Annotated in this window: 23 protein-coding genes and 2 pseudogenes; 11 read left to right on the top strand and 14 right to left on the bottom strand. The window is 38.6% G+C overall.

Features of this window, described 5'->3' with window-relative positions:
- Positions 1 to 20: 20 nt before the first annotated feature.
- Positions 21 to 1,727 (bottom strand): hypothetical protein, encoded by a 1,707-nt coding sequence (locus NMK36_RS21600; protein WP_254174592.1) that lies wholly within the window; start codon positions 1,725 to 1,727, stop codon positions 21 to 23.
- Positions 1,724 to 3,664 (bottom strand): serine/threonine-protein kinase, encoded by a 1,941-nt coding sequence (locus NMK36_RS21595; RefSeq protein ID WP_072718516.1) that lies wholly within the window; start codon positions 3,662 to 3,664, stop codon positions 1,724 to 1,726. Before NMK36_RS21595 ends, NMK36_RS21600 begins: the two co-directional genes overlap by 4 nt.
- Before the next feature lie 109 nt (positions 3,665 to 3,773).
- On the opposite strand from NMK36_RS21595, the gene NMK36_RS21590 reads away from it, so the two are divergent.
- From NMK36_RS21590 to NMK36_RS21580, 3 genes are all read left to right on the top strand, one after another.
- A complete protein-coding gene (locus tag NMK36_RS21590) occupies positions 3,774 to 4,085 on the top strand; it encodes a hypothetical protein (protein ID WP_072718517.1) in 312 nt (103 codons plus the stop codon).
- A 121-nt stretch (positions 4,086 to 4,206) separates the two neighbouring features.
- Positions 4,207 to 4,704, top strand: coding sequence for a 2Fe-2S iron-sulfur cluster-binding protein (locus NMK36_RS21585; RefSeq protein ID WP_072718518.1), 498 nt, complete (start codon positions 4,207 to 4,209; stop codon positions 4,702 to 4,704).
- Positions 4,705 to 4,883: 179 nt separating this feature from the next.
- Positions 4,884 to 5,366, top strand: coding sequence for a phycobilisome protein (locus NMK36_RS21580; RefSeq protein WP_072718519.1), 483 nt, complete (start codon positions 4,884 to 4,886; stop codon positions 5,364 to 5,366).
- Positions 5,367 to 5,383: 17 nt separating this feature from the next.
- On the opposite strand, the gene NMK36_RS21575 is transcribed toward NMK36_RS21580, so the two are convergent.
- The 6 genes from NMK36_RS21575 to amt form a co-directional block, all read right to left on the bottom strand.
- Positions 5,384 to 6,544 carry a pentapeptide repeat-containing protein gene (locus NMK36_RS21575; protein ID WP_072718520.1) on the bottom strand — a complete coding sequence of 387 codons (1,161 nt, stop codon included), beginning with the start codon at positions 6,542 to 6,544 and terminating at the stop codon, positions 5,384 to 5,386.
- A 45-nt stretch (positions 6,545 to 6,589) separates the two neighbouring features.
- Positions 6,590 to 7,252, bottom strand: a complete 663-nt coding sequence (locus tag NMK36_RS21570) for a V4R domain-containing protein (RefSeq protein WP_072718521.1) — start codon at positions 7,250 to 7,252, stop codon at positions 6,590 to 6,592.
- 95 nt (positions 7,253 to 7,347) lie between these two features.
- A complete protein-coding gene (locus NMK36_RS21565; RefSeq protein WP_072718522.1) occupies positions 7,348 to 7,824 on the bottom strand; it encodes a phycobilisome protein in 477 nt (158 codons plus the stop codon).
- Positions 7,825 to 7,927: 103 nt separating this feature from the next.
- Positions 7,928 to 8,200 (bottom strand): hypothetical protein, encoded by a 273-nt coding sequence (locus NMK36_RS21560; RefSeq protein ID WP_072718523.1) that lies wholly within the window; start codon positions 8,198 to 8,200, stop codon positions 7,928 to 7,930.
- Positions 8,197 to 8,898 carry a V4R domain-containing protein gene (locus tag NMK36_RS21555; RefSeq protein ID WP_072718524.1) on the bottom strand — a complete coding sequence of 234 codons (702 nt, stop codon included), beginning with the start codon at positions 8,896 to 8,898 and terminating at the stop codon, positions 8,197 to 8,199. The genes NMK36_RS21560 and NMK36_RS21555 overlap by 4 nt, the downstream gene beginning before the upstream one ends.
- A gap of 469 nt (positions 8,899 to 9,367) precedes the next feature.
- Positions 9,368 to 12,070: an ammonium transporter gene (gene amt, locus NMK36_RS21550; RefSeq protein ID WP_072718780.1), complete on the bottom strand. Its 2,703-nt coding sequence runs from the start codon at positions 12,068 to 12,070 to the stop codon at positions 9,368 to 9,370.
- 492 nt (positions 12,071 to 12,562) lie between these two features.
- Between amt and NMK36_RS21545 the strand changes: the two genes are divergently transcribed.
- From NMK36_RS21545 to hpsE (NMK36_RS21530), 4 genes are all read left to right on the top strand, one after another.
- Positions 12,563 to 13,687, top strand: a complete 1,125-nt coding sequence (locus tag NMK36_RS21545) for a THUMP domain-containing class I SAM-dependent RNA methyltransferase (RefSeq protein WP_254174591.1) — start codon at positions 12,563 to 12,565, stop codon at positions 13,685 to 13,687.
- A gap of 177 nt (positions 13,688 to 13,864) precedes the next feature.
- Positions 13,865 to 14,641 carry a VanW family protein gene (locus NMK36_RS21540; protein ID WP_254174590.1) on the top strand — a complete coding sequence of 259 codons (777 nt, stop codon included), beginning with the start codon at positions 13,865 to 13,867 and terminating at the stop codon, positions 14,639 to 14,641.
- Positions 14,642 to 14,748: 107 nt separating this feature from the next.
- A complete protein-coding gene (hpsE, locus tag NMK36_RS21535) occupies positions 14,749 to 15,696 on the top strand; it encodes a hormogonium polysaccharide biosynthesis glycosyltransferase HpsE (RefSeq protein ID WP_254174589.1) in 948 nt (315 codons plus the stop codon).
- Between the two features lie 66 nt (positions 15,697 to 15,762).
- Positions 15,763 to 16,701 (top strand): hormogonium polysaccharide biosynthesis glycosyltransferase HpsE, encoded by a 939-nt coding sequence (gene hpsE, locus NMK36_RS21530; protein ID WP_254174588.1) that lies wholly within the window; start codon positions 15,763 to 15,765, stop codon positions 16,699 to 16,701.
- A 24-nt stretch (positions 16,702 to 16,725) separates the two neighbouring features.
- Here hpsE (NMK36_RS21530) and NMK36_RS21525 read toward each other — a convergent pair whose 3' ends face one another.
- On the bottom strand, positions 16,726 to 17,013 hold the full coding sequence (locus NMK36_RS21525) for a hypothetical protein (RefSeq protein WP_254174587.1): 288 nt from the start codon (positions 17,011 to 17,013) through the stop codon (positions 16,726 to 16,728).
- A gap of 102 nt (positions 17,014 to 17,115) precedes the next feature.
- Between NMK36_RS21525 and NMK36_RS21520 the strand changes: the two genes are divergently transcribed.
- Positions 17,116 to 18,173, top strand: a protein-coding gene (locus NMK36_RS21520; protein WP_254172945.1) for an IS630 family transposase whose coding sequence is annotated in 2 segments (ribosomal slippage) — positions 17,116 to 17,508 and positions 17,511 to 18,173 — 1,056 coding nt in all. Because the reading frame shifts where the segments join, the coding sequence is not laid out codon by codon here.
- A 35-nt stretch (positions 18,174 to 18,208) separates the two neighbouring features.
- Here NMK36_RS21520 and NMK36_RS21515 read toward each other — a convergent pair.
- Both NMK36_RS21515 and NMK36_RS21510 read right to left on the bottom strand, forming a co-directional pair.
- Entirely contained in the window at positions 18,209 to 18,661 is a 453-nt protein-coding gene (locus tag NMK36_RS21515; protein ID WP_254174200.1) for a transposase, read from the bottom strand.
- Positions 18,658 to 19,065 (bottom strand): helix-turn-helix domain-containing protein, encoded by a 408-nt coding sequence (locus NMK36_RS21510; RefSeq protein WP_254174201.1) that lies wholly within the window; start codon positions 19,063 to 19,065, stop codon positions 18,658 to 18,660. Before NMK36_RS21510 ends, NMK36_RS21515 begins: the two co-directional genes overlap by 4 nt.
- Positions 19,066 to 19,188: 123 nt before the next feature.
- On the opposite strand from NMK36_RS21510, the gene hpsE (NMK36_RS21505) reads away from it, so the two are divergent.
- Both hpsE (NMK36_RS21505) and NMK36_RS21500 read left to right on the top strand, forming a co-directional pair.
- Positions 19,189 to 20,175 (top strand): hormogonium polysaccharide biosynthesis glycosyltransferase HpsE, encoded by a 987-nt coding sequence (hpsE, locus tag NMK36_RS21505; RefSeq protein ID WP_254174586.1) that lies wholly within the window; start codon positions 19,189 to 19,191, stop codon positions 20,173 to 20,175.
- Complete coding sequence (locus tag NMK36_RS21500; protein ID WP_254174585.1) at positions 20,141 to 21,076, top strand: glycosyltransferase; 936 nt, start codon at positions 20,141 to 20,143, stop codon at positions 21,074 to 21,076. The genes hpsE (NMK36_RS21505) and NMK36_RS21500 overlap by 35 nt, the downstream gene beginning before the upstream one ends.
- Before the next feature lie 138 nt (positions 21,077 to 21,214).
- On the opposite strand, the pseudogene NMK36_RS21495 reads toward NMK36_RS21500, so the two are convergent.
- The 3 genes and pseudogenes from NMK36_RS21495 to NMK36_RS21485 all read right to left on the bottom strand — a co-directional run.
- Positions 21,215 to 21,526, bottom strand: a pseudogene (locus tag NMK36_RS21495) (IS701 family transposase); the annotation flags it as partial.
- An 81-nt stretch (positions 21,527 to 21,607) separates the two neighbouring features.
- A pseudogene (locus tag NMK36_RS21490) lies at positions 21,608 to 22,061 on the bottom strand (transposase); the annotation flags it as partial.
- Positions 22,062 to 22,190: 129 nt separating this feature from the next.
- Entirely contained in the window at positions 22,191 to 23,099 is a 909-nt protein-coding gene (locus NMK36_RS21485) for a glycosyltransferase (RefSeq protein WP_254174584.1), read from the bottom strand.
- 250 nt (positions 23,100 to 23,349) lie between these two features.
- On the opposite strand from NMK36_RS21485, the gene htpG reads away from it, so the two are divergent.
- The gene (gene htpG / locus NMK36_RS21480) at positions 23,350 to 25,329 is read left to right on the top strand and encodes a molecular chaperone HtpG (RefSeq protein WP_254174583.1); all 1,980 of its coding nucleotides are present in this window, start codon (positions 23,350 to 23,352) and stop codon (positions 25,327 to 25,329) included.
- Positions 25,330 to 25,534: the final 205 nt, after the last annotated feature.

Raw genomic sequence — 25,534 nt, 5'->3', positions numbered from 1 at the left:
GAATCAAAAGATCAGGGTATTTATTCTAGGGAACCGGGCTGTGCAGGAATCCACTCAAAATCAAGGCTGAGTTGAGCTAATCCAGATTGCCAATTGGGGGATAATTCTAAATCCTCATTAGAATTCCCCCAATCTATCTTAACTCCTTTCATCCAGCTTTGGAGTTCAGGAAGAGTTTCTAATAAATTAATGATTTGCAATTTTAAAACGACTAGGGATTGAGGAGATCGACACAATTCACTCCAATCAGATTGAATAATAGATTCAGGAATAATGGGTTTTAAATCAAATTTAAGAGGTTGGCTAGTCGCAATATCCAATTCCCAAGAATCGCTTAAAAATTCTGCACTTAGAACCATTAATAATCTTAATGTCCCTGTTTGCCATAAAAATCCAGGTTGGAGGACTTTGGCTTGAATCCCACTCATTAATTGCATAACATTATAACTGCTTTTAACGATCTGCCATAATAATCTTAGCGATAAATCGATTAAGGGAATTTCAGGTTGAAGACGAATTAAGCTAGATGACGATTTAGGACTGTAAATTATATCAACTAATTCATCAGTAATTTGAATTAACTCGATTAATTCAGATTCTTCTGTTTGGGAGTCAAGAGTTAAGAAAGAGTTAACAGAATTGGTAAGTTGTAACTGTTTTTTTCGTTGTAGTCCGTGTAATCCATAATATTTAATTTGGGTTTGAATATAAGGTTGAATAATATTCGGATCAGTAAGTCGAACGTGAGTTTTGAGTAAAGCAGAGTGGGGAATAGAAGCTAAAATGGAATATTCAACATCTTGAATGGGGGTATTTTGAAACAATTCTTCATCTACAGGGGCATTTTCTAAAAAATAATGAAAGGGACTCACTTCGGATGTTTTAGAATCAGGAATAAATTGAAATCCTATTTCTATACTCATTTCAATGGGTTCCCATTGACTTTTAGGGGATAAAAATTCAGCTTGGATAGGATGATTCAAGAGATTAAACCCTTGAAAATTATCTTGAAAGTGATGTGTGATTTGTCGTACAAAAGATTGAACTTCTAAAGGATTTTGGCAAAAAGAACAATCATTAGATTGAAGATAAGCTTCTGAAGTAATTAGGGGAGGAGGGGAATCACTGGTTGCTAAATCAATAGAACTTTGGAAATTTTCAGTTTTAATGATGAGACTAGCAACTAATCTTAATTTTCCTGGAGTCCAATCTTGATGGGGTAATAAAATTTCAGCATTAATTCCCGTCAAAAGTCGCATAAATTGATAAGAGGTTTGTGCAAAATTCCATAATAACTGAGAAATTAAAGTATTAAGGAATAAAATAACAGGAGTTTGAATACTGCTGTCTTTTTTAGGGAAGGAGTCGGATTTAATATTAGAAGCAGAGATTGGATGAGTTTGATAAGCCGCTAGAAGTTCAGAAACTTCTTCTGTAACATAAGGAATTAAGTTTTCAGGGGTTTGGGGTAAATCACTAGGCCATGACCCATTCGGTGATCGCAAATGAGCTATAATTTGAACTAATCCTTGCATAGCCTGGATAACAGGGGCGGAAATTTCAGGAGAGGGAGGAACTAAATTAAAAGAGACTTCATCTTTAAATTTAATTAAAGTTTGATCGGGAAAATTCATTAAATTTTTAAGTTGATTTTTCGATAAGTTTTCGATATCACTGGGAGGTATTTCTTGGGAGTTCATAGATGGAATTAAAGGGTTGTTATTCATAAGTCTCTTTCAAAATTAACAGATTTTACAAAATGTAGATAACCTTGTTTTTCGGTATAAGTAACAATGGCTAATCCCGTTTTTCCCCAGAAAGCTAGAGATTTAGGATTAACAGGGCCAAAATCATAACTGATCAAATTCCCTTCCAAATCAAAAAAGGTGTATTTTCCTTCTTCATCCGCTATAACATATCCCCAAGAGGTAGCGCAAGCAACAGTTGGGGGAGAACTTAAAGGAATGCGAATGACGCTCAGGGGCTTTAAACGTAAGAGAACAAGGTAAGGTTGATCATCGAGTCCAATTCCCAATAAAGTATAGGGTTGAGGAGTAGGTAGCAGTTGTTTTAAAGGAATAGATAATTTAAGATTTCCAATGGGCATTCCTCGGCGAGTATAGACCCGGAACATATTAAAGTTTTGTTGTTTAAAGTTTAACCAAACACAAAGTAAATGTCTGTTATCTAAGAAGAAAATTTCGGGAACTTGAGATACAGCTAGGGATAATTTTTTCAGAGGTTTGAGAACAAGATAGTCTGATTTTTGGGTTAAAGAGTAGAATCGTAATTGTCCTGAAAATGCTAAAGCCATATAGCGACTATTGGGTTCTATCGTAATTTTATATAATAACTCTGGATCAAAGGTTTTTATGACAGAGGTTGAATCTTCATTTTCCCCGAAAAAATCAGGAGAGATAGGAGATTGCTGACGATTAGATTGTAAGGATTGAATCGAACTTAGATTTAACAAAGATTGAGATTTTTTTTGAAAAGGAGTGCAGTGATAAATTCGATTCGGGGTTAAAACACAGCAGCCGTTTCCCAGGGGAAGCATCCCCAAAATAGGTTCAGGAAATTGAATTTGTTCTTGAGAAGAAATAGCAACTTGCTGAACCGATGGAGATAAATCTTGGGGGATAGACCAAATTTCTAAAGCCTGACCAAATCCTGTATAAAGATAAGGAAAATTGGAAATACAATTGAAGGGGAATTTAGACTGATGAACCGAAGGTAAAGAGATAGAGTGATGTAAGATCAGAGGAGAAACGGAGGTATAGACCCCTGCTAATTGGGTGTGATTTTTAGTCGGTAAATTGGAGTTTTTCCAAGGAACAATAAAATCAGCAAGGCTTTGAATTTGGGGATGAACAATGACTTTGCGTAAGGCTTCTGCCATTTGTTCTGCGGTGTTGTAGCGACGAGCCGGGAGCTTTTCTAAAGCTTTTTGAATTACAGTTTGTAACGCTTCAGGAATCTCGTTAGGGATCTGCAACCGTTGATTTAACTGCGCCCACATTAACTCACCGGGTAAACCATGAAAAGGACGATCTCCAACTAACAGTTCAAATAAGACAATTCCAACCGCATAAATATCGGATCGGGCTGAATAAAGGCCATAAAATCGTTCTGGGGCCATATAAGCTGGAGATCCCCCGGTAAAGGTGGAGGCTTTTTGGGCAATAGATAATTTGCCTACGATGGGCAGACGACGGGCAATTCCAAAGTCTGATAATTTTGAAGACCATCCTTGGGCTTGTAGAGTCAGTAGGATATTTTCAGGTTTAATGTCACAATGGATAATACCCCGTTGATGAGCGTAGTGTAAACCTTCTAAAACACCAATGATCAGGTTTAACGCTTCTTGTAGTCGCAGAGAATCCTGTTGTTCAAGAAGATGGCGCAGAGTTCCCCCCTCGCAATAGTCCATGACCAAATAGCGTCCGGTTTGGATATGTTCTAAACCGAGACAAGCAGCAATGTGGGGATGTTGTAGACTAATAATGAACCACAGTTCCTGCAAGAATTGGTGAGTAGGTGCGCGCTGATGACTTAATTCCTTCAGAGCCACCAGTTGTCCAGTGCGACGATCACTGGCACAGTAAACTTTACCAAACTGACCTTGTCCTACTAACCCCAAAATTCGGTATCGAGAAGCCTGCATGGTGTATTTTAGACCACCTCATTAACGGTATTTCCGATAGTATTAAAGTATACCTAAAATATAGGCATTACTGACCCATTAATCCGTTACCCAGCGATGAAGAGTGCTTATGTTTTCTCCCGTTGAATCGGAATCTACGAAACTACAGCAGGGGCCTGCCCCTACTAAAATCATACAATCTCAAAGCCAATATCGAACCTGCCAAATCAAAGTACCGGATTTAGAAAAACCGGTTCCTGCGGTTTGCGTTGATCAGGAATACTACAGCTTTTTTAAAGCGGTAGAAGGTGCTGATAAAACCTTAGAAATTGTGGCTAAACTAGGAACTGGAGGAGACAGTACGGTAATTACAAAAACCCCAAAGGGATATGCAATTTGGGTGAAAGAGCCTCAAGGTGAACTGCATCGTTCTAAAGCCTAAATTCGGGATTATGATTGAATTTGGAGGAGTTAACGCCCCTGTTCTCCTGAATTGAGCGGTTCAGTTGTGCAGTCTACATTATTTCTGCTCTGTGGGTTCTCTAATTTAATTTTTACTGGAAATGGCTAAAATACTTCGACTAGAACCAATTGCCGAAGAAATGGCAGTTAAAACTAATTCTAATTTGCTTTCGGCATTAATGACTAAGGAACTTCACGTTCTGAAAGAATGCGGAGGACGAGGAATGTGTGCAACCTGCCATGTTTTCATTAAAGATGGTATGGAGGGTTTATCTAAAGTCAGCCGTCGTGAACAAAGAACCTTGGAAGTAATTACAACAGCTAAACCCAATTCCCGTTTAGCTTGTCAAGCTCATGTGCTTGGGGAAGGAATTATTGTTGAATTACCTTCGGGGATGTATATTGATGCCATCGAAGATGTAGAATCACTGATTGGACGGCGAGCAGAACAAGAATTACTGCATCCGATCACCGGACAAGTTGTGGTGGAAACGGGAAAATTGATTACTCGATCTATTGTGAATCAGTTGAAAGATACTCGTTTGCAAGTTGGCGAATATTTAGCTCGAACTCGTAACGCTAAAGATGATGTCTCTTAATCAGTTATCAGTTATCAGTCATCAGTTAATAGGGAATAAGCAGTTTTGTAATGGAGACTCTTGCAATAGGCAAAAACTAACCTCCCATAGCCAACAATGATTAACGATTCACTGACAAGTGTTAACGAATAATTGTTAACTGATTATAGGTGACATTTATACCCTGGCAATTCTTATTTATGTTAACTGAGTTACAACGTTTGAGTATTGAGGCTGATGGCCGTTATGCAACACCCGAAGAATTAGAATTTTTAAAGTCTTATTTGGAGACTTTTCGATATCGTATTAGTGCCTATCAAAAACTTCAAAAGTATGAACCTATAATTCTTCAAAAAATACAAAATAAACTCATCAAAACTAATCCTCAAATTTTTATGAAAGGATCTATTGATTTTACCTCAAAGTGGCGTTTAGATACGATCCGAGTTTTACGATATTCGGCCATGGTTTTATTAATTAATGATCCTGATTATTTACAGGAACGTTTATTAACTTGGTTCGCAACAATTTTACAAGCGTTTAAAGTCCAAGATATTACTGAATTTACTTACCAAGCCATGTCCGATGTCTTGGAAGATTATTTGACACCAGAGGAAAAAAATGTATTTTTTCCTCTGATTGAACTTAATATCGCTATTTTGTGCAAAAAAAGAACATCATGAATTTTCCAGAATCTCAATCATTTATAAACTTTTCCATTCGGTAATATAGCACCCTGTAGCTGTGCCCCCTTAATTTCCGCATTTGCTAAAATTGCTCCTTTCAAATTTGCCCCTCTTAAATCAGCCTTGCTCAAATTAGCCCCCATTAAATTAGCCTCTGTCAAATTGGCATTAGCGAGATGAGTATTTCTTAAATCAGCATTAATTAAACAAGCTTGAATTAAGTTCGCCGAGCTTAAATTACTGGCGCTTAAATTAGCATCCATGAGTAAGGCTCCTGCTAAATTAGCTTCACTTAAATAAGCACCTGCTAAATTAATTCCTGTTAATAATTTCTGCCTTAAATCAATTCCACCTAAATCAGCACCGCTTAAATTAATGCCACTTAAATGAGCTCCATTTAAACACACATTCCGCAGATAGGTTTTACTCAAATTCGCTTTACTCAGGTTAGCTCGGCTCAAATTAGCTTCATTGAGATCCGCTTCTAATAAAGTAGCAAAATTCAAAAAAGCGTCTGTTAAATCAGCGTGTCTTAAATTGGTTTTTAACATTTGAGCTTTCGTTAAATCGGCCCCCGTTAAATTTGCTCCACTTAAATTCGCTCGGATAATGGCAGCTTGACTCAAATCTGCTCCTGATAAGTCTACATCTTTCAAATTAGCTTGGGTTAAATCCGTGTTTTTTAAGATGGCTTGACGGAGATTAGCTTTAATTAAATAAGCTTTGATCAAACAGGCTTGAGTCAAAACCGCTTCTATCAGAATTGCAGAACTAAAATCTGCACTTTTGAGATTACAATGCCTGAGATCGGCCTCTTGCAAATTTGCCCAATTCAGGTGAGCACCTTCGAGGTTAACCCGACTCAGGTTCGCCCCTGTTAAGATTGTGCCACTCAGACTCGCTCCACTAAGATTTGCTCCTGCTAAATTAGCTCCGGTCAAATTCGCTTTACTCAAATTCACCAAACAGAGATGGGCTTCGCTTAAGTCAGCATTGCTTAAATCTGCACCAATTAGATGAGGTCGATTTTGGGGTTCTCGAATATTAGTTAAACCCAGAGTCGGTACCGCATTGGGCCGATAAGAATTGCTGCTCAAAATAATTCCTCGCAGATTGGCACCTTTAAAATCCCGTTCTCCATCTGCATATCGACTCAGCAGTTCAATAGCATCCATGGGTTTAACCTAAAATAATTCGCCTATCAACGGGTCATTCCTCCCTCACGATGTTTCACACAGTTGTTTCAGAATCGTTTCATGATCTTTTCCTTCATCAACCCAAGCTTCTGTGGTTTGTAAACGATTACTTAAACCGAGAATAAAGTAATTACAATCTGCTCCCATCGATTCACAGGTGGTTTGAACACAATGGAGATCTCGTCCGGTTAATCGACTAAAAAAGGAACTAAAAACTCCAGCTTCTAAAAAACAAGCGGGGTGCTGGCCTTGGGGAGCAGCACTGGCAAAGGGTGAATTTTTAGTCATCAGGATTAGAAATCCCGTGTTAGTATAGCGTGCATCTAAATCAAAGGTTCCCCATCCATGAGTTTTCCAACATTGTTGTAAACATTGAATGAATTCAATCATTTCCATCTGGGCTACAGCTTTACCATAATATTCGCTGGTTTCTTCACAAAAGCGAACATAAAAGTTTTTTCCCCACCAACGACCACAGTTAAATAAAACTAAGCGGGTAGCTTGACCTGTTTCTTGTTCTAACCCAGTATAGATCGCCTGAATTAGGGTTAAGGGAAGCCCCAATAAACGGGAACCGAGACGATTTTCTAGTAAACCTAATTCTAAATCCCCTTTAATATAAGCATTGTAGGCGAAATAGTTACCCGGAAGTTGCGGTTTACTCAGTAAGTTGGTAATTTCAATCATAATAAAACAGGCTGTATGGACGGTTGACAGTTAACCGTTAACGGTTGATAAACAGAGGAATAAATGCAAAGAAAAAACGGTTAGTTTTCCAGGGTTTACGACTTCTCGGCTCCAGATTCTAGCAAGCCCGTTTTGACCTGTTCCAAGAATGGTTGCAGGAAAACTGTGGCTTTTGGAGAAAGTAATTCATTTAAACGAGCCATAAGCAATTGATAAATTTGAGTATCAATTGATTGGGTATTATGAGCGTGAACTAAACCAGATAACCACTCAATAACTCGTTGCTGAAGGTATTCGGAATCATTTAATAACATTGCCATTGCACTATGACGAAGAATCAGAATCCATTGCTGTAAAATTTGTTCTAATCGTTCTTCCTTTTCGTGAGGAAATTGGCTAGGAATTTGATCCGCAATCGGTTGGAAAATAACTATTTCTCGATCCCGAAGGAATTCATAAATTTTTAATCGCTGGGCTAAAGTTTCTGCATAACTTTTAAAACCCACCAATTCTTCTGTTTGGAGATAGCGATTTTCCGCTTGAACTAATAATTCATTTAATTCGGCTTGCATACAGATTTGATCAGGTTCATGAATTTGATGGAAAATTTTACGAAGAGGAAATAAAAGCTCTTGTTGATGCTCCCCTATTTCCCAGAGTGGACAGCATTTGTGTTTAAAATAATCCCATTAAATCCTCAATGGTGACATCAGGATCATCCAAGGAAACAGGAGTAGAGGAAGAAGAGGATATGGGCATAACCCCCACTTGGGGAACCCCTTCCCAATCAATTCCTTGAAAAAAATCGCTGACGGATAAAGTTAAATTCATCTGGGATGAAGTCGGAGAATGACCGTTTTGTAGTACCCGTGAGGGTGTACCTAGCCAGTTGAGGTTACTAAAAAAGTCCTGAACCGACTCACTCATCCAGGCGTTTTGATTCGTCATCGCAGTATCACTCCATCTTGTAATTTCCGTTGAATGTCTCTGGCTGTTGCGCCTTCATTCAACCAGAAACCCGCAGCATCAATGCGATCAGGGTTTCCTAAGAGAAATTTACAATAGGTTTCTCCCATGGAATAACATTGCAGTTCAATACAACTGAGACTTTTTTTGACCAATTTGCTAAAAAATCCGGCAAATAATCCAGCATAAATATGACAAACCGGTTTTCCCACATCTCCTAAACTACGAGCAACGGCGGAGTCAAATAAGTTAATGAAAATACAACCGTGTTTGCGATCGCTCATATCGACTTCCCAACGTCCCCAGCCTTGGGCGGTGAACGGCCACCACCAAGTTTCTAATAAAAACATTAGGTTAGACTGTCGGATACTTTGACCAAACTCGGCTTCATACCAGTGTTGGAAAAACTCTGCATCCTTAACCCCCCATTCTTTTCCAATGGTGTACATAATCACGGATGAGGCATTGCCAACTTCCTCTTCTAATCCCTCCACTAAACCAATAATAAAATCTTCACTGGTAAAGATATTTCGCATTTCATTCCAGTCTGTCACCGTACCCATTGATGAGTCAAAGCTGAAGAAATCTTGAAATCGATAATGATTATGGGCCTTCGGATGGGTTTTTTTGAGTTTGGAATGATTCTCAATATGATGTTGGGTTGCGGTGGTTAACACCATCTGCTGCATACTCCTTTTTAATCAACAAGGTAAGGTTCAAGAAAATCAACGTTTAATTTATAGGGAATCATCGAGGTAGACTGTGGCAGATCAACGTTGATTAAGAGTCGCGGCTGTTTCTGCCAATGGTTTACCTCAACAAGCAAGACTTAAGCTTCTGTGCCATGTACGTCTATTGCTGTAAAGGCAGGTTCTTCTCGCGTGGTCAGGAATTGAATTAGCCTGTCTGGTTACTTTACCCAGTTGTCAACCAGAAACATGGACGCACCTCTGTATCTAATTTAACTCGATTCTTGGCGGTGAAACATCACATTTTTTTTACAGAGCAAGTTTTGACAGTTGCTTCCTCTTTCCCTGTCCCCCTCTCTCTCCCATCATCCCCTCTTCTCCTCTCCTTCTTCCTGTCCCCCTGTCCCCTTGTCCCCCTGTCCCCCTGTCCCCCTGTCCCCCTATTTCCTATACTCTCAACTTAATTGCTGATCGAAGCCTGGGGGGATGGGGTGATAGAATGTTCGCTTTCTGGGTAAACCACAGGTTCTAAAAGTTGTTTGACTGGAATTTCCATCAAAAATTTAGTGTATTCTCCCAATTCAGACTCGCACCAAATTTGGCCTTTATGGCGTTCCACAATAATTTGATAGCTAATGGACAAGCCTAAACCTGTTCCTTTCCCAACCGGTTTGGTCGTAAAAAAAGGATCAAATAGCTTAGAACGAATTTCTTTAGGAATCCCCAAACCATTATCAGAAATTTCTATCAAAATTCGTTGATGGTGTACCGATAGAGTACGAATCACAATTTGAGGCTGAATTAAGGATTTATCGCAGGATAGCAAAGAAAATTTATCCTGCATCATTGAATCGTGCAGGGCATCAATGGCATTATTGATCAGATTCATAAACACCTGATTTAATGGCCCTGGATAACATTCAACTAAAGGAATATTTCCATAGTCCTTAATGATTTCAATTCCGGTTAATTTTCCTTGGGGTTTAAGTTTACTTTTCAAAATCATCAAGGTACTGTCTAATCCATCATGAATATTAACGGGTTTGAGTTCCGCTTCATCATGACGGGAAAAGGTTCGCAATGAGCGAACAATGTCCCGAATGCGGTCGGCTCCGACTTGCATTGATTCTACAATTTTAGGAAAATCTTCTTTGAGAAATTCTAAATCAATCGATTCAATTTCTTGCTGAATTTTCGGACTGGGATGGGTGTATTCTTGTTGGTAAATTTCCAGTAAATTCAGGACATCACGGGTATAGTTAGTGGCATGAATTAAATTACCATAGACAAAATTAACAGGATTATTAATTTCATGGGCAATCCCTGCCACCAGTTGACCCAAACTGGACATCTTTTCACCTTGAATCAATTGAATTTGAGTTTGTTTGAGTTCTCTAAGCGTATTTTTGAGTTGATCATTTTTTCGTTTTAACTCCAGAGAAGTTTTCAATCGTTCTTCAGCTTGTTGTAAGGCTTCTTCAGCCCGTTTATGGGCGGATAAATCCCGAAAGGTTCCCATAAAAAAGGATTGATAGCCAAATTTGGCTTCATTAATTGTGGCTTCTAGGGGAAAACAAGATCCATTCGCTCGACGACCGACAACGGCTTGACGGCCTTGTAATAACCATCTTTCTAATAAGGTTTGCTGTTCATGAAGTTCGGAAGTAGGCCAATCAAACAGATGTAAAATTGACATTCCAATTAATTCTGTAGCCGGATATCCAAATATTTCTTCTGCACTGGGATTAGCTCTTAAAATCTTTCCCGTTGGGTTGGAAAAGGTAATCATGGCATCCGTTGCATTTTGAATAATAGCTTCGGTTTGGGTTAAGGCATCTTCTAAGGCTTGCATCACTTGGTTATATCGAAAGCCAATTTGACCCACTTCTGTAAATTGATTTTCAGGAACCCGTCGCCTAAAGTCCTGGGTACGAGCTTGATATTCCATGACTTCAAATAAGTCATAAACTTCGGTTTTAGCTCCATGTTCAGAAATATTTAATCCGGTTGTTTCTGCTTCAATCGAGACTCGCAAGGGAAAATAACGATTAATGGTGTATAAAACCAGCCAGGTTAAGCCAAATCCCCAGAGAAAAGATACCCCAATCCCTAAAGCTTGAACCAGCAACTGTTCGCTACGAGATAAGCCTGTATTCAATAGCTGAAGATTACCAAAAAGACCTACCGCTAAAGTTCCCCAAACACCACCGCCCGCATGAACTGCAATGGCATCTACAGCATCATCAATATGCCATCGTTGTAGGGTCAGGGAGACTAACACCATGACTCCGGCTCCAATTCCCCCAATAATGGGAGCCATGGGGGTCGAAACCACATGGGAAGAAGCCGTAATCGCCACTAAACCCGCCAAGGAACCATTAATAATCAGTTCTACTTCCGGTCGGCGATGCAGTAACCAACCTAACATAGCCCCGATTAACATTCCCGATGTTCCAGCTAGAACCGTATTGACAATAATCGAGGCGACGCGAATATCTAAATGTAGATAACTTCCCCCGTTAAATCCTAACCATCCTAACCACAGCAACATTGTCCCTAATACAGACAATTGAAGGTTTGAGCCGCGCATTGGTTCGGGTGGTTTATCGAGGGAAAAACGTCCGATTCGTGGCCCAATAATTAACACAACGGCTAGAGAAACCCATCCTCCAATACTATGAACAACGGTAGACCCAGCAAAATCTACAAATCCAATTTCTCCTAACCATCCCCTGAAATGGTTGAGTTCAAGGCCATTCCACGCCCAATGACCAAAAATGGGGTAAATAATTCCAGAAGTTAAAGCAGCAACTAAGAGATAAGACCCAAATTTCATGCGTTCCGCCGATGCCCCTGAAACGATGGTTGTGGCGGTACTGCAAAACATAGTTTCAAACAGAAAAAAAGCAGCTGCCCCTGGAGAAGATGTGGTATCAAAAAAGAAAGATCCTGGGTCAATTCCTCCTGTCGGTGTCTTGCTAAACATTAGGGCATAGCCAAAGGCCCAAAATAGGGCTACGGAAATCCCAAAGTCGGCAAAATTTTTGACTGCAACGTTAATACTATTCTTGGAGCGGGTTAAACCCGACTCTAAACACATAAATCCGGGCTGCATCAAAAAGACTAAGCCCGAACAGACCAGCAGCCAGAGAATATCAATCACTGAATTATCGATTACTCACTTAACTTAAGATTGTCTCAACTTATCCTAGAAGTTTTTGTGGAATTTTATACAGTTAATCTACAAACCGTTGAGTTGAGGGGTTGGGCAACAAGACTCATCCGCCAGAAATCAAGCGGGTCTAAGCAAAAAACCTTTCATCAGGAAAAAAAATACTTTAGGTGTTGACAAATGGAACCGGGTTTGGGTAGAGTAACAAGCGTGTGAGGAGCGAACCAGCTAAGGACACCGAGACGAAACACGGCCAGTCGCCGGTGTCCTTTCTGATCAGAAGGAAACATACGTTCTTCAAAAAATTTTAATTTTGAAGAATTGCTTTCGGTTTATGACAGTTATTTCTCCCTGGTCTATCGGCTGGGGACATATGGGGATTTTGCTATAAAGTCAAAACCCTAAAATATTAGGAAGCAACCCGGATCAAGCTTAATTTGATTCTGGGATTGTTACACAGTAAAAGCCAAAATTGTCTCCTGAATGACCCAGTATTTTGCAACGGTTGCCAAGGGTTTAGAAGTTATTGCTGCTCAAGAGTTAGAACGTTTAGGTGCTGAAAATGTTCGTCCTGAATTTACAGGAGTTCATTTCACAGGTTCTCGCAAGCTTCTTTATCGAGTGAATCTATGGGGAAGAACCCTATTTCGGGTTTTAGTCCCGATTGCTGAGTTTCCCTGTGCCAATGCCCAGCAATTGTATCAGGAAGTTCAAAATATTAATTGGACTGAGTATTTATCCCCGCTCAATACCTTTGCCGTTAACTGTACAGGCAAAAATGAAGCCTTAAACCATACACACTTTACTGCCCTTCAGGTTAAAAACGCGATTATTGATCAACAGCGTTTAGAATTTGGGGAACGTTCTGATATTAATATTAATAATCCTGATTTATGGATTAATCTTCATCTCCATGAAAATCACGGAATTTTAAGTTTAGACAGTTCTGGAACCAGTTTACATCGACGGGGGTATCGTCCCGCCGTTGGACTTGCCCCTTTAAAAGAAAGTTTAGCTTCTGCTTTATTAGAAATGGCAGAATGGCATCCTAATTTACCCTTTTTAGATCCATTATGTGGGTCAGGAACCTTACCCATAGAAGCCAGTTTAAAAGCCTTAAATATTGCACCAGGGTTATTCCGAGAAACCTTTGGGTTTATGAAATGGAAAGATTTTGATGCTAAATTATGGCAATCTTTAAAACACGAAGCCTTAGAGGCACAATTAACCATTTTACCCGCCCCAATCATGGGTTCAGATCAAGATGGGGATATTCTTAATCAAGCCTTTGAGAATGCTCAACGTTGTGGCGTTGCAGACCAAATTCGCTTACAACAACTTGAATTATCTCAGATAGAACCTCCGGCGGATCAGGGTGTGATTATTTGTAACCCTCCCTACGGAGAACGTTTGGGAGAGGTGGAGGAATTAGCGGGTTTATATAAACAGTTAGGGGATACGTTTAAACAACGGTTTAAAGGCTGGACAGCTTATATTCTGACCGGAAACAAAACATTAGGAAAACAAGTCGGTTTAAGAACTTCTCGGAGAATTGCGGTTTATAATGGTTCCTTACCCTGCACGTTATTAAAGTATGAGCTTTATTAATTGATAAACTTCCACAAACTGCCCTCAGTTTTGCTAAAAACCATTAATTATACCTGAATAAATTAGGATAAGAAAAGCCATTATCACCTCATACTACCCTATTAAGCCATCAAGAAAAAGCTGTTAAATAGCCTATAAAAACTCTTGATGAATTAAAATGATAAAGTAAATCAGAACATGAAAAGAACTTCGCGATTAGTCTCATCGAATTTTAATTTAAAAATATTATTTTCTTCGGATTTTAGACGATATTTAAAATCTATACAAAGAGAAATCATAGATCAGTTATCAGGACAAAAAAGTAAGTTTGTTCAACGACAAATTCTAACCCTTGAAGAACAGCAAGATTTTAAAGAACAAATTAAAATTAGTCAAGCCGTAAAAAAAACGAGCCATTTTGAAAATAAAAAACATAATTTAGCCACAGCGATCACTCAAATTGAAAATCGTTTAATTCAACCGGGAAAAATATTTTCTTTTTGGCATTTAGTCGGAGAACCTCATACTAAGAATGGCTATCGAGAGGGACGATCAATTGTTAATAATGAACTAAAATATAATATTGGTGGGGGTTTGTGTCAACTCTCTGGATTAATTTATTATTTAATCTTAAAAGCAGGTTTGATACCCTTAGAAAGACACCCCCATTCCCAAGATATTTATACTGAAGAAAGCCGATTTGCACCTTTAGGTTCAGATGCAACAGTGGTTTATGGATATAAAGATCTACGGTTTCAAAATACATTATCTATTCCTATTTGTTTTCGGTTTGAATTGTTAGAGGAAGAAATCATCGGATTTTTATGTTCTTCCGAAACCCTAGAGGAATTTGAGATTGAGTTTCAAATTGAAGCGAAACAAGGACTCAAAAAAGTGGATACGGTTCGTTGGGATAATACAGAAAATAGATTCACTTTAATTGCGTCTAATTGCTACCCTAGCTTAATAGAGTAGTTGTGAAAATTAGATTGCTTTAGTGGGTGAAGTGATTGATGGGGAACAAACTCAGCCTGAAATATAGGTTATACTAAAAAGCAACAACCTTAATCCAGAGCAATTCTATGGTTGATATCACTGTTGCTATTCCCACCTATAATGGGGCGACCCGCTTACCTGCGGTTTTAGAGAAGTTGCGATCACAAACTGGAACAGAACACATCAACTGGGAAATTATAATTATTGATAATAATAGCACCGATAATACAGCAGACTTGATTAAAATTTATCAAAAAGGATGGCTGAGAACTGTTCCTTTAAGGTATTATTTAGAAACCCAAAAAGGGGCAGCATTTGCTCGAAAAAAAGCTATTCACCAATCAAAATCAACTTGGATCGGATTTTTAGATGATGATACCATTCCGGCTCTAGATTGGGTTGAAAAAGCTTATAAATTTAGTGAAGCCCACCCCAAAGCGGGAGCATTTGGTAGCCAAATTCATGGTGTTTATGAAGTCGAACCTCCTGCGAATTTTAGCCGAATTTCTAGTTTTTTTGCCATTACAGAGCGAGGTGAAAAACCCCATATATATCAACCTCAAATGAAAATGTTACCGCCTTCGGCGGGCTTAGTGGTACGTCGTCAAGCTTGGTTAGAAAATGTACCCGAAAAACCGTTTTTAACTGGACGTTCTTCTGAATCTATTCTCAATAGTGAAGATTTGGAAGTAGTGATGTATATTCAAAATACCGGGTGGGAAATTTGGTATAATTCAGAAATGCACCTTTATCATCAAATCCCTAAACAACGGTTAGAGCGAGATTATTTATTATATTTAATGCGAAGTACCGGGTTAGCACGACATTATATTCGGATGTTACGGTTAAAACCTTGGCAACGGCCTTTGTTATTTCCCTTGGGGTTAGTGAATGATATTAGAAAAGCGATCGCTTACTATTTAAAACATCGAAAAGCATTAAAAACCGATGTGGTCGCAGCTTGTGAAATGGAGTTTTTAAGAAGTAGTGTGATCAGTCCTTTTTATTTATGGCAGTGGAAACAACGGGATTAACCTAAACTTATTAATTTTTCTAGTTATAAAATAGGATCAACTCATTCTAAAGAAGACTTACGAACAATGATCGATTTTACCATTGTTATTCCCACCTATAATGGTGCTAGTCGTGTTTCCAATGTTTTAGAAAAATTGCGATCACAAAAGGGAACAGAAAATATCACTTGGGAAATTATTGTTGTTGATAATAATAGCAATGATCAAACCGCTAATATTATTCAGGAGATTATCACATCATGGCATGAATTGTTTCCACTTCGCTATATTTTTGAAAAACAACAGGGTATTGCCTTTGCTAGACAACGAGGAATAGAAGAAAGTCAAGGAGAATTGGTTGCTTTTATCGATGATGATAATTTTCCTGATGAAAATTGGGTATTACAAGCCTACTTGTTCGCCAAAGAACACCCTAAAGCGGGGAGTTATGGGGGACAAATTCATGCCAATTATCAAGTGGAGCCGCCTCAAAATTTTAAACGAGTTGAACATTTATTATTAGCAATTCGAGAAAGTGGTGATCAGCCCTTTTTATTTTGTCCTGAACGCTTACAACTTCCTTGCGGTGCGGGGTTAGTCGTGCGGAAAAAAGCTTGGTTGGATCACGTTCCTTCTCAATTGATGAATATAGGACGAGGAGGAAATGATTATGAAATTTCTTTACATTTATATCAGGGAGGTTGGGAAATTTGGTATAACCCCAAGATGCACCTTGATCATTATATTCCCAGTAAGCGGCTTGATAAAAAATATTTGTTATCCCTAGCTTCTTTATATGGTTCAAAATCCTGTGAATTTAGAATGTTGATTACGTCGACTTGGGAAAAACCCCTAGTATTTTTTAAGGTGATGTTTGGAGGGATTAAACGCTCTATTAAACATCAAATTCAGCATTCAAAAGATATTAAGATTGATCTTGCTGCTGCTTGTGAATTAGAATTTTTTAGAGCCAGTGCTATCAGTCCTTTTTATTTTTTAAAAAAAGCTATCTTCAAAAAATCTTGATTTTCTTAAATTACAACAATCGAATTAAAATATTTTTTTTAAAGTGGATAATATTTTTGAGGAAATAGCGGGTGGAAATAAAACAATAATTAAACTTTTTAAAAGAATTATCAGGCAAAATCGCCATTGTTGTAAGGCGGAGGAATCATATCGAATATAATTGAATAAAAACCCAATAGTAGCACGACCTTTTTCTGGAGATGGATATCCTTCTAAAGCTCGATCAATAAAATATTTATAAATTTTTGCTAAACTTTGTTTTTTTAAATGTTGTAATGACGAAGGAGCTTGCAAAAAGGCTTTTTCAATCACTGCTACACATTGTTTTTCTTGTCTAAGTAGGTAGGCAGGAAGAAACGAAAGTATGTAAAGATAAATGAAGAGAGAGAAGAAATCTACCGAGGTCATGAAAATATGGGTGCTCGTTTAAGGGTATTTCTAACTCGTGAGCAAGACAAAACCCTGTTCAAGCTCAGAACAGCAGATGTGCCACAGAAAGTTAAAGACCGAGCCGAAGTGATTCGATTAAACTCACAAGGTTGGTACGTGGAAAAAATAGCAGCTTATTTTAATTGGACAGCACAGACAGTTAGAGAAGTGTTGCACAAATGGGAAAAGTTAGGACTAGAAGGGTTATGGGAAAAACCCGGTCGCGGGGGAAAAGCCAAGTGGAAAGAAGAGGACTTAGTATTTTTAGAAGAATGTCTCAGAAGAGAACCCCGGACATACAACTCTGAGCAATTAGCCCAAAAATTAGAACAAGAACGGTCAGTTAAATTGAGTCCCGATAGATTAAGACGGGTGCTCAAAAAAAGGGGGTGAATTGGAAGCGAGCCAGAAACAGCCACAAAGGAAAGCAAGACCCGATAGTCCGCGCGCAGAAACAGGCGGATTTAGAAATGTTGGAATTATCAGCCGCCACCGGAGAAATTGACTTAAAGTATTTAGATGAATCGGGTTTTTGTCTGTGGAGTGAACCGGGGTATACCTATTATTTTAGAGGGGAACAAAAACGTTTAGAACAAACTCGTCGTCGGGGTCGAAGATTAAGCATTATTGGGTTTTTGCAACAGCAAATCAGTTTTGTTTACGGCTTGGTGATTGGAGGTGTCAATCGCCAGTGTTATATCCAAATGATGGAACAAGAAGCAGCAGAGGCTGAAAAAGCCGGACGGATGAGAGTCATTGTCCAAGATAATAGCCCCATACATCAATGCCATGAAGTCAAAAAACTCTGGCCAAAATGGGAAAGTATGGGTTTGTATATTTTCTATTTGCCTAAATATTGTTCGGAAATGAATCCGATTGAATTAGAGTGGCAACATCTCAAAAAAGATGAACTATCAGGACAAACATTTGAGGATGAATTAGACCTGGCCTATGCGGTAATGAATGGTATTCAAGCTAGGGGAGAAAGAGGAAACTACAGCACACAACGGATGAAATTTCACTCGCAGCAACAACCCAGTTAACTTTTCGTTACATACTTGTCGATTTTCTCGCCTACCTACTTATACAAACCCATACTTTCCCATTTTGGCCAGAGTTTTTTGACTTCATGGCATTGATGTATGGGGCTATTATCTTGGACAATGACTCTCATCCGTCCGGCTTTTTCAGCCTCTGCTGCTTCTTGTTCCATCATTTGGATATAACACTGGCGATTGACACCTCCAATCACCAAGCCGTAAACAAAACTGATTTGCTGTTGCAAAAACCCAATAATGCTTAATCTTCGACCCCGACGACGAGTTTGTTCTAAACGTTTTTGTTCCCCTCTAAAATAATAGGTATACCCCGGTTCACTCCACAGACAAAAACCCGATTCATCTAAATACTTTAAGTCAATTTCTCCGGTGGCGGCTGATAATTCCAACATTTCTAAATCCGCCTGTTTCTGCGCGCGGACTATCGGGTCTTGCTTTCCTTTGTGGCTGTTTCTGGCTCGCTTCCAATTCACCCCCTTTTTTTGAGCACCCGTCTTAATCTATCGGGACTCAATTTAACTGACCGTTCTTGTTCTAATTTTTGGGCTAATTGCTCAGAGTTGTATGTCCGGGGTTCTCTTCTGAGACATTCTTCTAAAAATACTAAGTCCTCTTCTTTCCACTTGGCTTTTCCCCCGCGACCGGGTTTTTCCCATAACCCTTCTAGTCCTAACTTTTCCCATTTGTGCAACACTTCTCTAACTGTCTGTGCTGTCCAATTAAAATAAGCTGCTATTTTTTCCACGTACCAACCTTGTGAGTTTAATCGAATCACTTCGGCTCGGTCTTTAACTTTCTGTGGCACATCTGCTGTTCTGAGCTTGAACAGGGTTTTGTCTTGCTCACGAGTTAGAAATACCCTTAAACGAGCACCCATATTTTCATGACCTCGGTAGATTTCTTCTCTCTCTTCATTTATCTTTACATACTTTCGTTTCTTCCTGCCTACCTACTTAGTTATAAAATAGGATCAACTCATTCTAAAGAAGACTTACGAACAATGATCGATTTTACCATTGTTATTCCTACCTATAATGGCTCTATTCGTGTTCCTGATGTTTTAGAAAAATTGCGATCGCAAAAGGGAACAGAAAATATCGCTTGGGAAATTATTGTTGTTGATAATAATAGTAGCGATGAAACCGCTACTATTGTTCAGGACATGATAAATTCTTGGCAAGAATTTTTTCCTCTGCGGTATGTGTTTGAATTGCAACAGGGTGCGGCTTTTGCCCGACAACGGGGACTAGAGGAAGCTCAGGGGGAGTTAATTGGGTTTCTGGATGATGATAACTGGCCGGATGAAAATTGGGTAGCCCAAGCATATCAGTTTGCACAGGTTTATCCCCAAGCGGGTGCCTATGGCGGACAAATTCATGGGGTTTATGAAGTTCCACCCCCAGAAAATTTTAAGGCAATTGAGGGATTTTTAGCTATTCGAGAACGGGGGCCAGAACCCAACCGTTATCAACCCCAGGTGTTAAGCTTACCCCCAGGAGCAGCAATGGTGGTTAGAAAGCAGGTGTGGAGTGAAATTGTACCCAAGCAACCTCAAATGAGTGGGAAGTTGCCAGGGGGAAAAATGGTGCAAGGGGATGATTGGGAACCGTTGATGTATTTATATAAAGCGGGTTGGGAAATTTGGTACAATCCAGCGATGCACACTTACCATCAGATTCCAGCTTGGCGACTGGAACGAGATTATTTGCTATCGTTGATTCATGGGTCGTGTTTGTCTTTTTGTCCGTTGCGGATGCTCGGCTCTAAACCCCATGAAAAGCCAATGATTTTAGTAAAGACTTTATTGGGGAATATTTACAATGCTATTGTTTTTTATTTCAAACATCATCAGCAATTAAAAACGGATTTAGTTGTTGAATGTCAGATGCAGATTTATTTGAGCAGAATTAGTAGTTTTTTTTACTTATTAAATATAAATACATCTAAAAAATATGCCTTTAGTATCTGTTGTTATCCCCGCTTATAATGCTGAAAAAACAATTCAAAAAACAATTAATTCGGTTTTAAATCAAACTTTTAAAGACTGGGAACTGATTGTTATTGATGATGGTTCTCAAGATTCAACTGTTAAGATAATTAAGCAAATAGAGGATTCACGAATTAGAATATTATCTTACGATAATGGAGGGTTAGCTATTAGTCGCAATCGGGGTATTGATCAGGCTCAAGGTGAATATATTTCTTTTCTTGATGCAGATGACTTATGGACTCCCGACAAATTAGAAGCCCAGTTTCAAGCGTTACAAGAGAATACAGAAGCTGCTGTTGCCTATAGTTGGACAGACTATATCGATCAGTCAAGCCAGTTTTTGCATTCAGGCAGACATATGACAATTAATGGTAATGTTTATCAATATTTATTAGTAAATAATTTTTTAGAAAATGGTTCTAACCCGTTAATTCGTAAACAAGCATTAAATCAAGTTGGAGGATTTGACAGTTCGATTAACTCGGTAGCCGATTGGGATATGTGGGTTAGGCTGGCAGCACTTTATCAATTTGTAGCGGTTCCACTCCCTCAGATTTTATATCGTGTATCGGATCGTTCAATGTCGGCTCAAATAAAAAATCAAGAAATAGAATGTTTAAAATTTATAGAAAAAGCTTTTAAATCTGCTCCTGAGTCTCTACAGCATTTAAAAAGAAAAACTTTAGCACAACTCTATAAATATCTAATGTGGAAAATTTTTCAACAACAGGCACATCATAAGCAAGGTTTAATTTTAATCAAATATCTCATTAATTATTCTACCCATGATCCAGAATGGAAAAAAGAAATAAAATTTATCTTGATAATGTTAATAAAAAGTTTAATCATCTTAATTTTACCTTCTAGTTTTTCCCAAAAAATCCTTAAAAAAGGTTAGATCTATTAAATAATTAATTAGGGCTTGCTGAAAAAGTAAGCTGTTACGCACTTAAATTTTTATATCTTAGCAAGCGGGGACGCTCGCACTGCAACGATTCAACAATTTCGTACTTAATTATCGGGACTTGAACAAAGTTCAAGCCCAAACAAGCCCCAAATTGCTTAGGTGTAAAGCAAATACGTCATGATTCTCTTGGAGCCAAGCAACAAATCGATAAGATATAGCTGTTCTAAAAGCGGATAAAGCATCAGTAAATGTATTTAACGGTTTGTTAGCCCAACGCCGTCTTAATCCGCCAGTTAACTGTTGCCAAATAATAAAACTATAGGCACAGAAAACTAATATTAGATGTCGATGAAGACTTTTAAGACTTCGGGTCTGATATTCCCTTAAACCTAACCACCCCTTGGCTTCCCGATAAAATACTTCTAACTTTCTTTTGTCACTCTAGGCAGAGGAAAAAGCGAAAAAGTCTGCCCCAAGTGATAAAAACAGATGATTGTGTAAGGTATTCATGAGGTTAATCAGGTTATACCTGACACTTTGTCCTTTGGGTAGCCAAATCCCGTGATTACTGCGTATAGCTACAACAAAATTGAGTTGTAATTGATTCAATACACTAATAAAATTGCCATCACTTTCCCCATAAAGACTATCTGCTAAAACCAATTCAAACTTAAATCCTATCTCTTGGAGTTCTCGGATTAATTCTGCTGCGATTTCTGGCTTGGTTTTATATTTATCTCCTGGCTGTAACCTCTCCTTGGGTTTATATATTTGAAATGTTAAATGATTGCTGATTTTCTAACCCTACTACCTTGGCTATTTCTGGTAAGGATTTCCTTTTTATCTCCGATATCATTCCCAAATGTAAATCTCGGAAATTTTCAAAGCTCCTGACTTCTGGAAATATATTTCTGTAGATTGAACAATATTCGTCCACAAATTTGATGCTGGGTTTGGGACTTCTTGGCTGTGTCATCATCCCCTCCTGCCTTTCAGACCTCTTTTTTGATTTTACTCTACTTAGAGTGACAAAAGAAAGTTAGAATACTTACCCTGTTGCAATTATAGCCGTTTTATTTCTCTTTCTTTGTTTAAGTTCCGTTAGCTATTTAGGGTTAGAAAAGAACATAATGATGATTTTAATAGATAAACTAATAATAATTTTAGGTTTTAAGAGTAACTCTGGTTTGTATTTGCAATATTGCCATAAACAACAAGCAGCTATTCCAGCATTTTGCCGTTTAGGAGAATCTTCAACGGCTTTAAAAGTAAGATATTTATAAACATTTGATAAACTCAAAGATTTTAAATTATGTAGAGACTCAGGAGCAGATTTAAAAGCTTTTTCTATAAATTTTAAACATTCTATTTCTTGATTTTTTATTTGAGCCGACATTGAACGATCCGATACACGATATAAAATCTGAGGGAGTGGAACCGCTACAAATTGATAAAGTGCTGCCAGCCTAACCCACATATCCCAATCGGCTACCGAGTTAATCGAACTGTCAAATCCTCCAACTTGATTTAATGCTTGTTTACGAATTAAAGGATTAGAACCATTTTCTAAAAAATTATTTACTAATAAGTGTTGATAAACATTACCATTAAAGGTAACGTGGCTACCTGGACGTGAAAACTGGCTTGACTGATCAATATAGTCTGTCCAACTATAGGCAACAGCAGCTTCTGGATTCTCTTGTAACGCTTGAAACTGGGCTTCTAATTTGTCGGGAGTCCATAAGTCATCTGCATCAAGGAAAGTAATATATTCCCCAGTTGCTTCTGTAATACCACGATTTCGACTTGATGCTAAACCTGCATTATCGTAAGATAAAATCCGCAAGCGGGGATCTTGAATAGAGGATAAAACTTCTAATGTTGCATCTTGGGAACCGTCGTTAATTACAATTAATTCAAAATCTTCCCAAGTTTGTTTCAAAACGGATTCAATCGTCTTTTGAATCGTTTTTTCCCCATTATAAACGGGTATAACAATAGAAATCTTAGGCATATTTTTTATTAATTAGGATCAGTTTGGATATACATCATTAAAGCTTCAATATTAGAGATTCTACCAAATTTAGATAAAATCCATTTAGACACAATTCCCTCAATTTAACCCTGTACTGTTGGGGATTAAATGGGTAACATATACGGAAATCCGAATCAACCTTTGGGCGGTCATCCATCCCTCGTGAGGGAACCGCGATCGCACACAATCTAAAATACAACCCTAATTTTATAGATAACCTCACATCACTATGACCGTACTTGAACAGGGAACGATTACCATCCATACCGAGAATATCTTCCCCATTATCAAAAAATCCCTCTACACAGACCATGAAGTCTTCCTGCGGGAACTTGTTTCTAACGCCGTTGACGCCATTGCTAAACTGAAAATGGTGTCCCGGTCTGGGGAATACTCCGGGGATATCGGTGAACCCGAAATCACCATTACCGTCGATAAAGAGAATAAAACCCTCTCCGTGACCGATAATGGCATTGGAATGACCGCCGACGAGGTGAAAAAATATATTAACCAAGTCGCCTTTTCCAGCGCTGAAGAATTTGTCGAAAAATATAAAGCCAATTCTGACCAATCTATTATCGGTCATTTTGGCTTAGGGTTCTACTCTTCCTTCATGGTCGCCCGTCAAGTTGAAATTGATACCCTTTCCTACCAAGACGGAGCCCAAGCCGTACACTGGACGTGCGATGGTTCTCCGGTGTTTCAACTGGAAGACTCTGGCCGCATTCAACGGGGAACTACCATCACCCTAACCTTGATGGATGAAGAAACCGAATATTTGGAAACATCCCGGATTCGTCAATTAATTAAAACCTATTGTGATTTTATGCCCGTCCCGATTAAATTGGACGGGGAAACCATTAACCGCCAAAAAGCACCTTGGCGGGAATCTCCTAATAATTTAACGTCTGAAGATTATTTAGAACTTTATCGCTATCTTTATCCCTTCCAAGAAGAACCCTTACTCTGGGTACATCTGAATACCGACTATCCTTTTATTGTCAATGGGATTCTTTATTTCCCCAAACTCAAACCGGATGTAGATGTTACCCAAGGCAATATTAAACTCTTCTGTAATCAAGTCTTTGTCAGTGACCACTGTGAAGATATTATCCCTAAATTCTTAATGCCTTTACGGGGGGTAATTGATAGTACGGATATTCCCCTGAATATTTCCCGCAGTGCCCTACAAACTAACCGCACCGTCCGCAAAATTGCCGACTATGTAGCGAAAAAAGTCGCAGACCGTCTCAAAGAATTGTATCGGGATAACCGCAAAGAATATATTCGCTGTTGGCAAGATATCGGTACTTTTGTCAAGTTTGGTTCCCTCAACGATGATAAGTTTAAAAAACAAGTTGAGGATATTCTGATTTACCGGACAACCTACACTCCAGAAACTCCCAACACCGAAGAGAAAGTTGTTGAAGTGCAGGTACAAACTGAAGAAGGAGATGTTTGGCAGGAGGTAGCGTCCCAAACCCCTGAAAATACCGATGAAAAAGGACGTTATTACACCACCTTAAGCGAGTATCTCGAACGCAATAAACAACGCCATGAAAATCGGGTGTTTTATTGTACCGATGAAGCCACTCAAGCCACCTATATCCAGTTACACACCAGCCAAGGGTTAGAAGTCCTGTTCTTAGATTCCTTTATTGATAGTCATTTTATCAGTTTCTTAGAACGGGAACATACCGATGTTAAATTCTCACGGGTGGATGCAGAACTGGATGAGAATTTAATTGATAAGGATAACAACAGCGAAATTGTTGACCCCAAAACCAATAAAACCCGCAGTGAAGAAATTAAAGATTTATTTACCGCAGCGTTAAATAAACCGAAATTAACGATTCGGACTGAATCTTTAAAATCGGAAAATACACCCCCCGCAATGGTCTTATTACCGGAATTTATGCGACGGTTACAGGATATGACCGCCTTAATTCAACAACAAAAAGCCGAATTTCCCGAAGAACATATTCTGTTAATTAATACCGCCCATCCGTTGATTCAAAATTTAGTTAATTTAAGTCAAGGATCAATCATTCAAGAAGGCGGTGAATCTCCTTCAGCAGAATTAGCAAAAATGATTTGTCATCATGTTTATGACTTAGCCTTAATTGCTCAAAAAGGCTTTGATGGGGAGGGAATGAAGGACTTTGTAGAACGTTCTAACCAAGTGTTGACGCGGTTAACGTCTAATTAAGATAACAGTAAAAACCCTGATTATATCTTCGGATAGATCCCCCTAAATCCCCCTGAAAAAGGGAAACTTTGAAGTTAAAAATTGCCCCTAAATTCCTTTTGGATAGATCCCCCTAAATCCCCCTTAAAAAGGGGGACTTTGAGACGAAAAATTGTCCCTAAATTCCTTTTGGATAGATCCCCCTAAATCCCCCTTAAAAAGGGGG

The sequence above is a fragment of the Planktothrix pseudagardhii genome, assembly GCF_904830925.1.
GTDB classification, from domain to species: domain Bacteria; phylum Cyanobacteriota; class Cyanobacteriia; order Cyanobacteriales; family Microcoleaceae; genus Planktothrix; species Planktothrix tepida.
The sequence above is the reverse complement of the archived record's forward strand: the minus strand, read 5'-3'. Positions and strand labels throughout refer to the sequence as shown.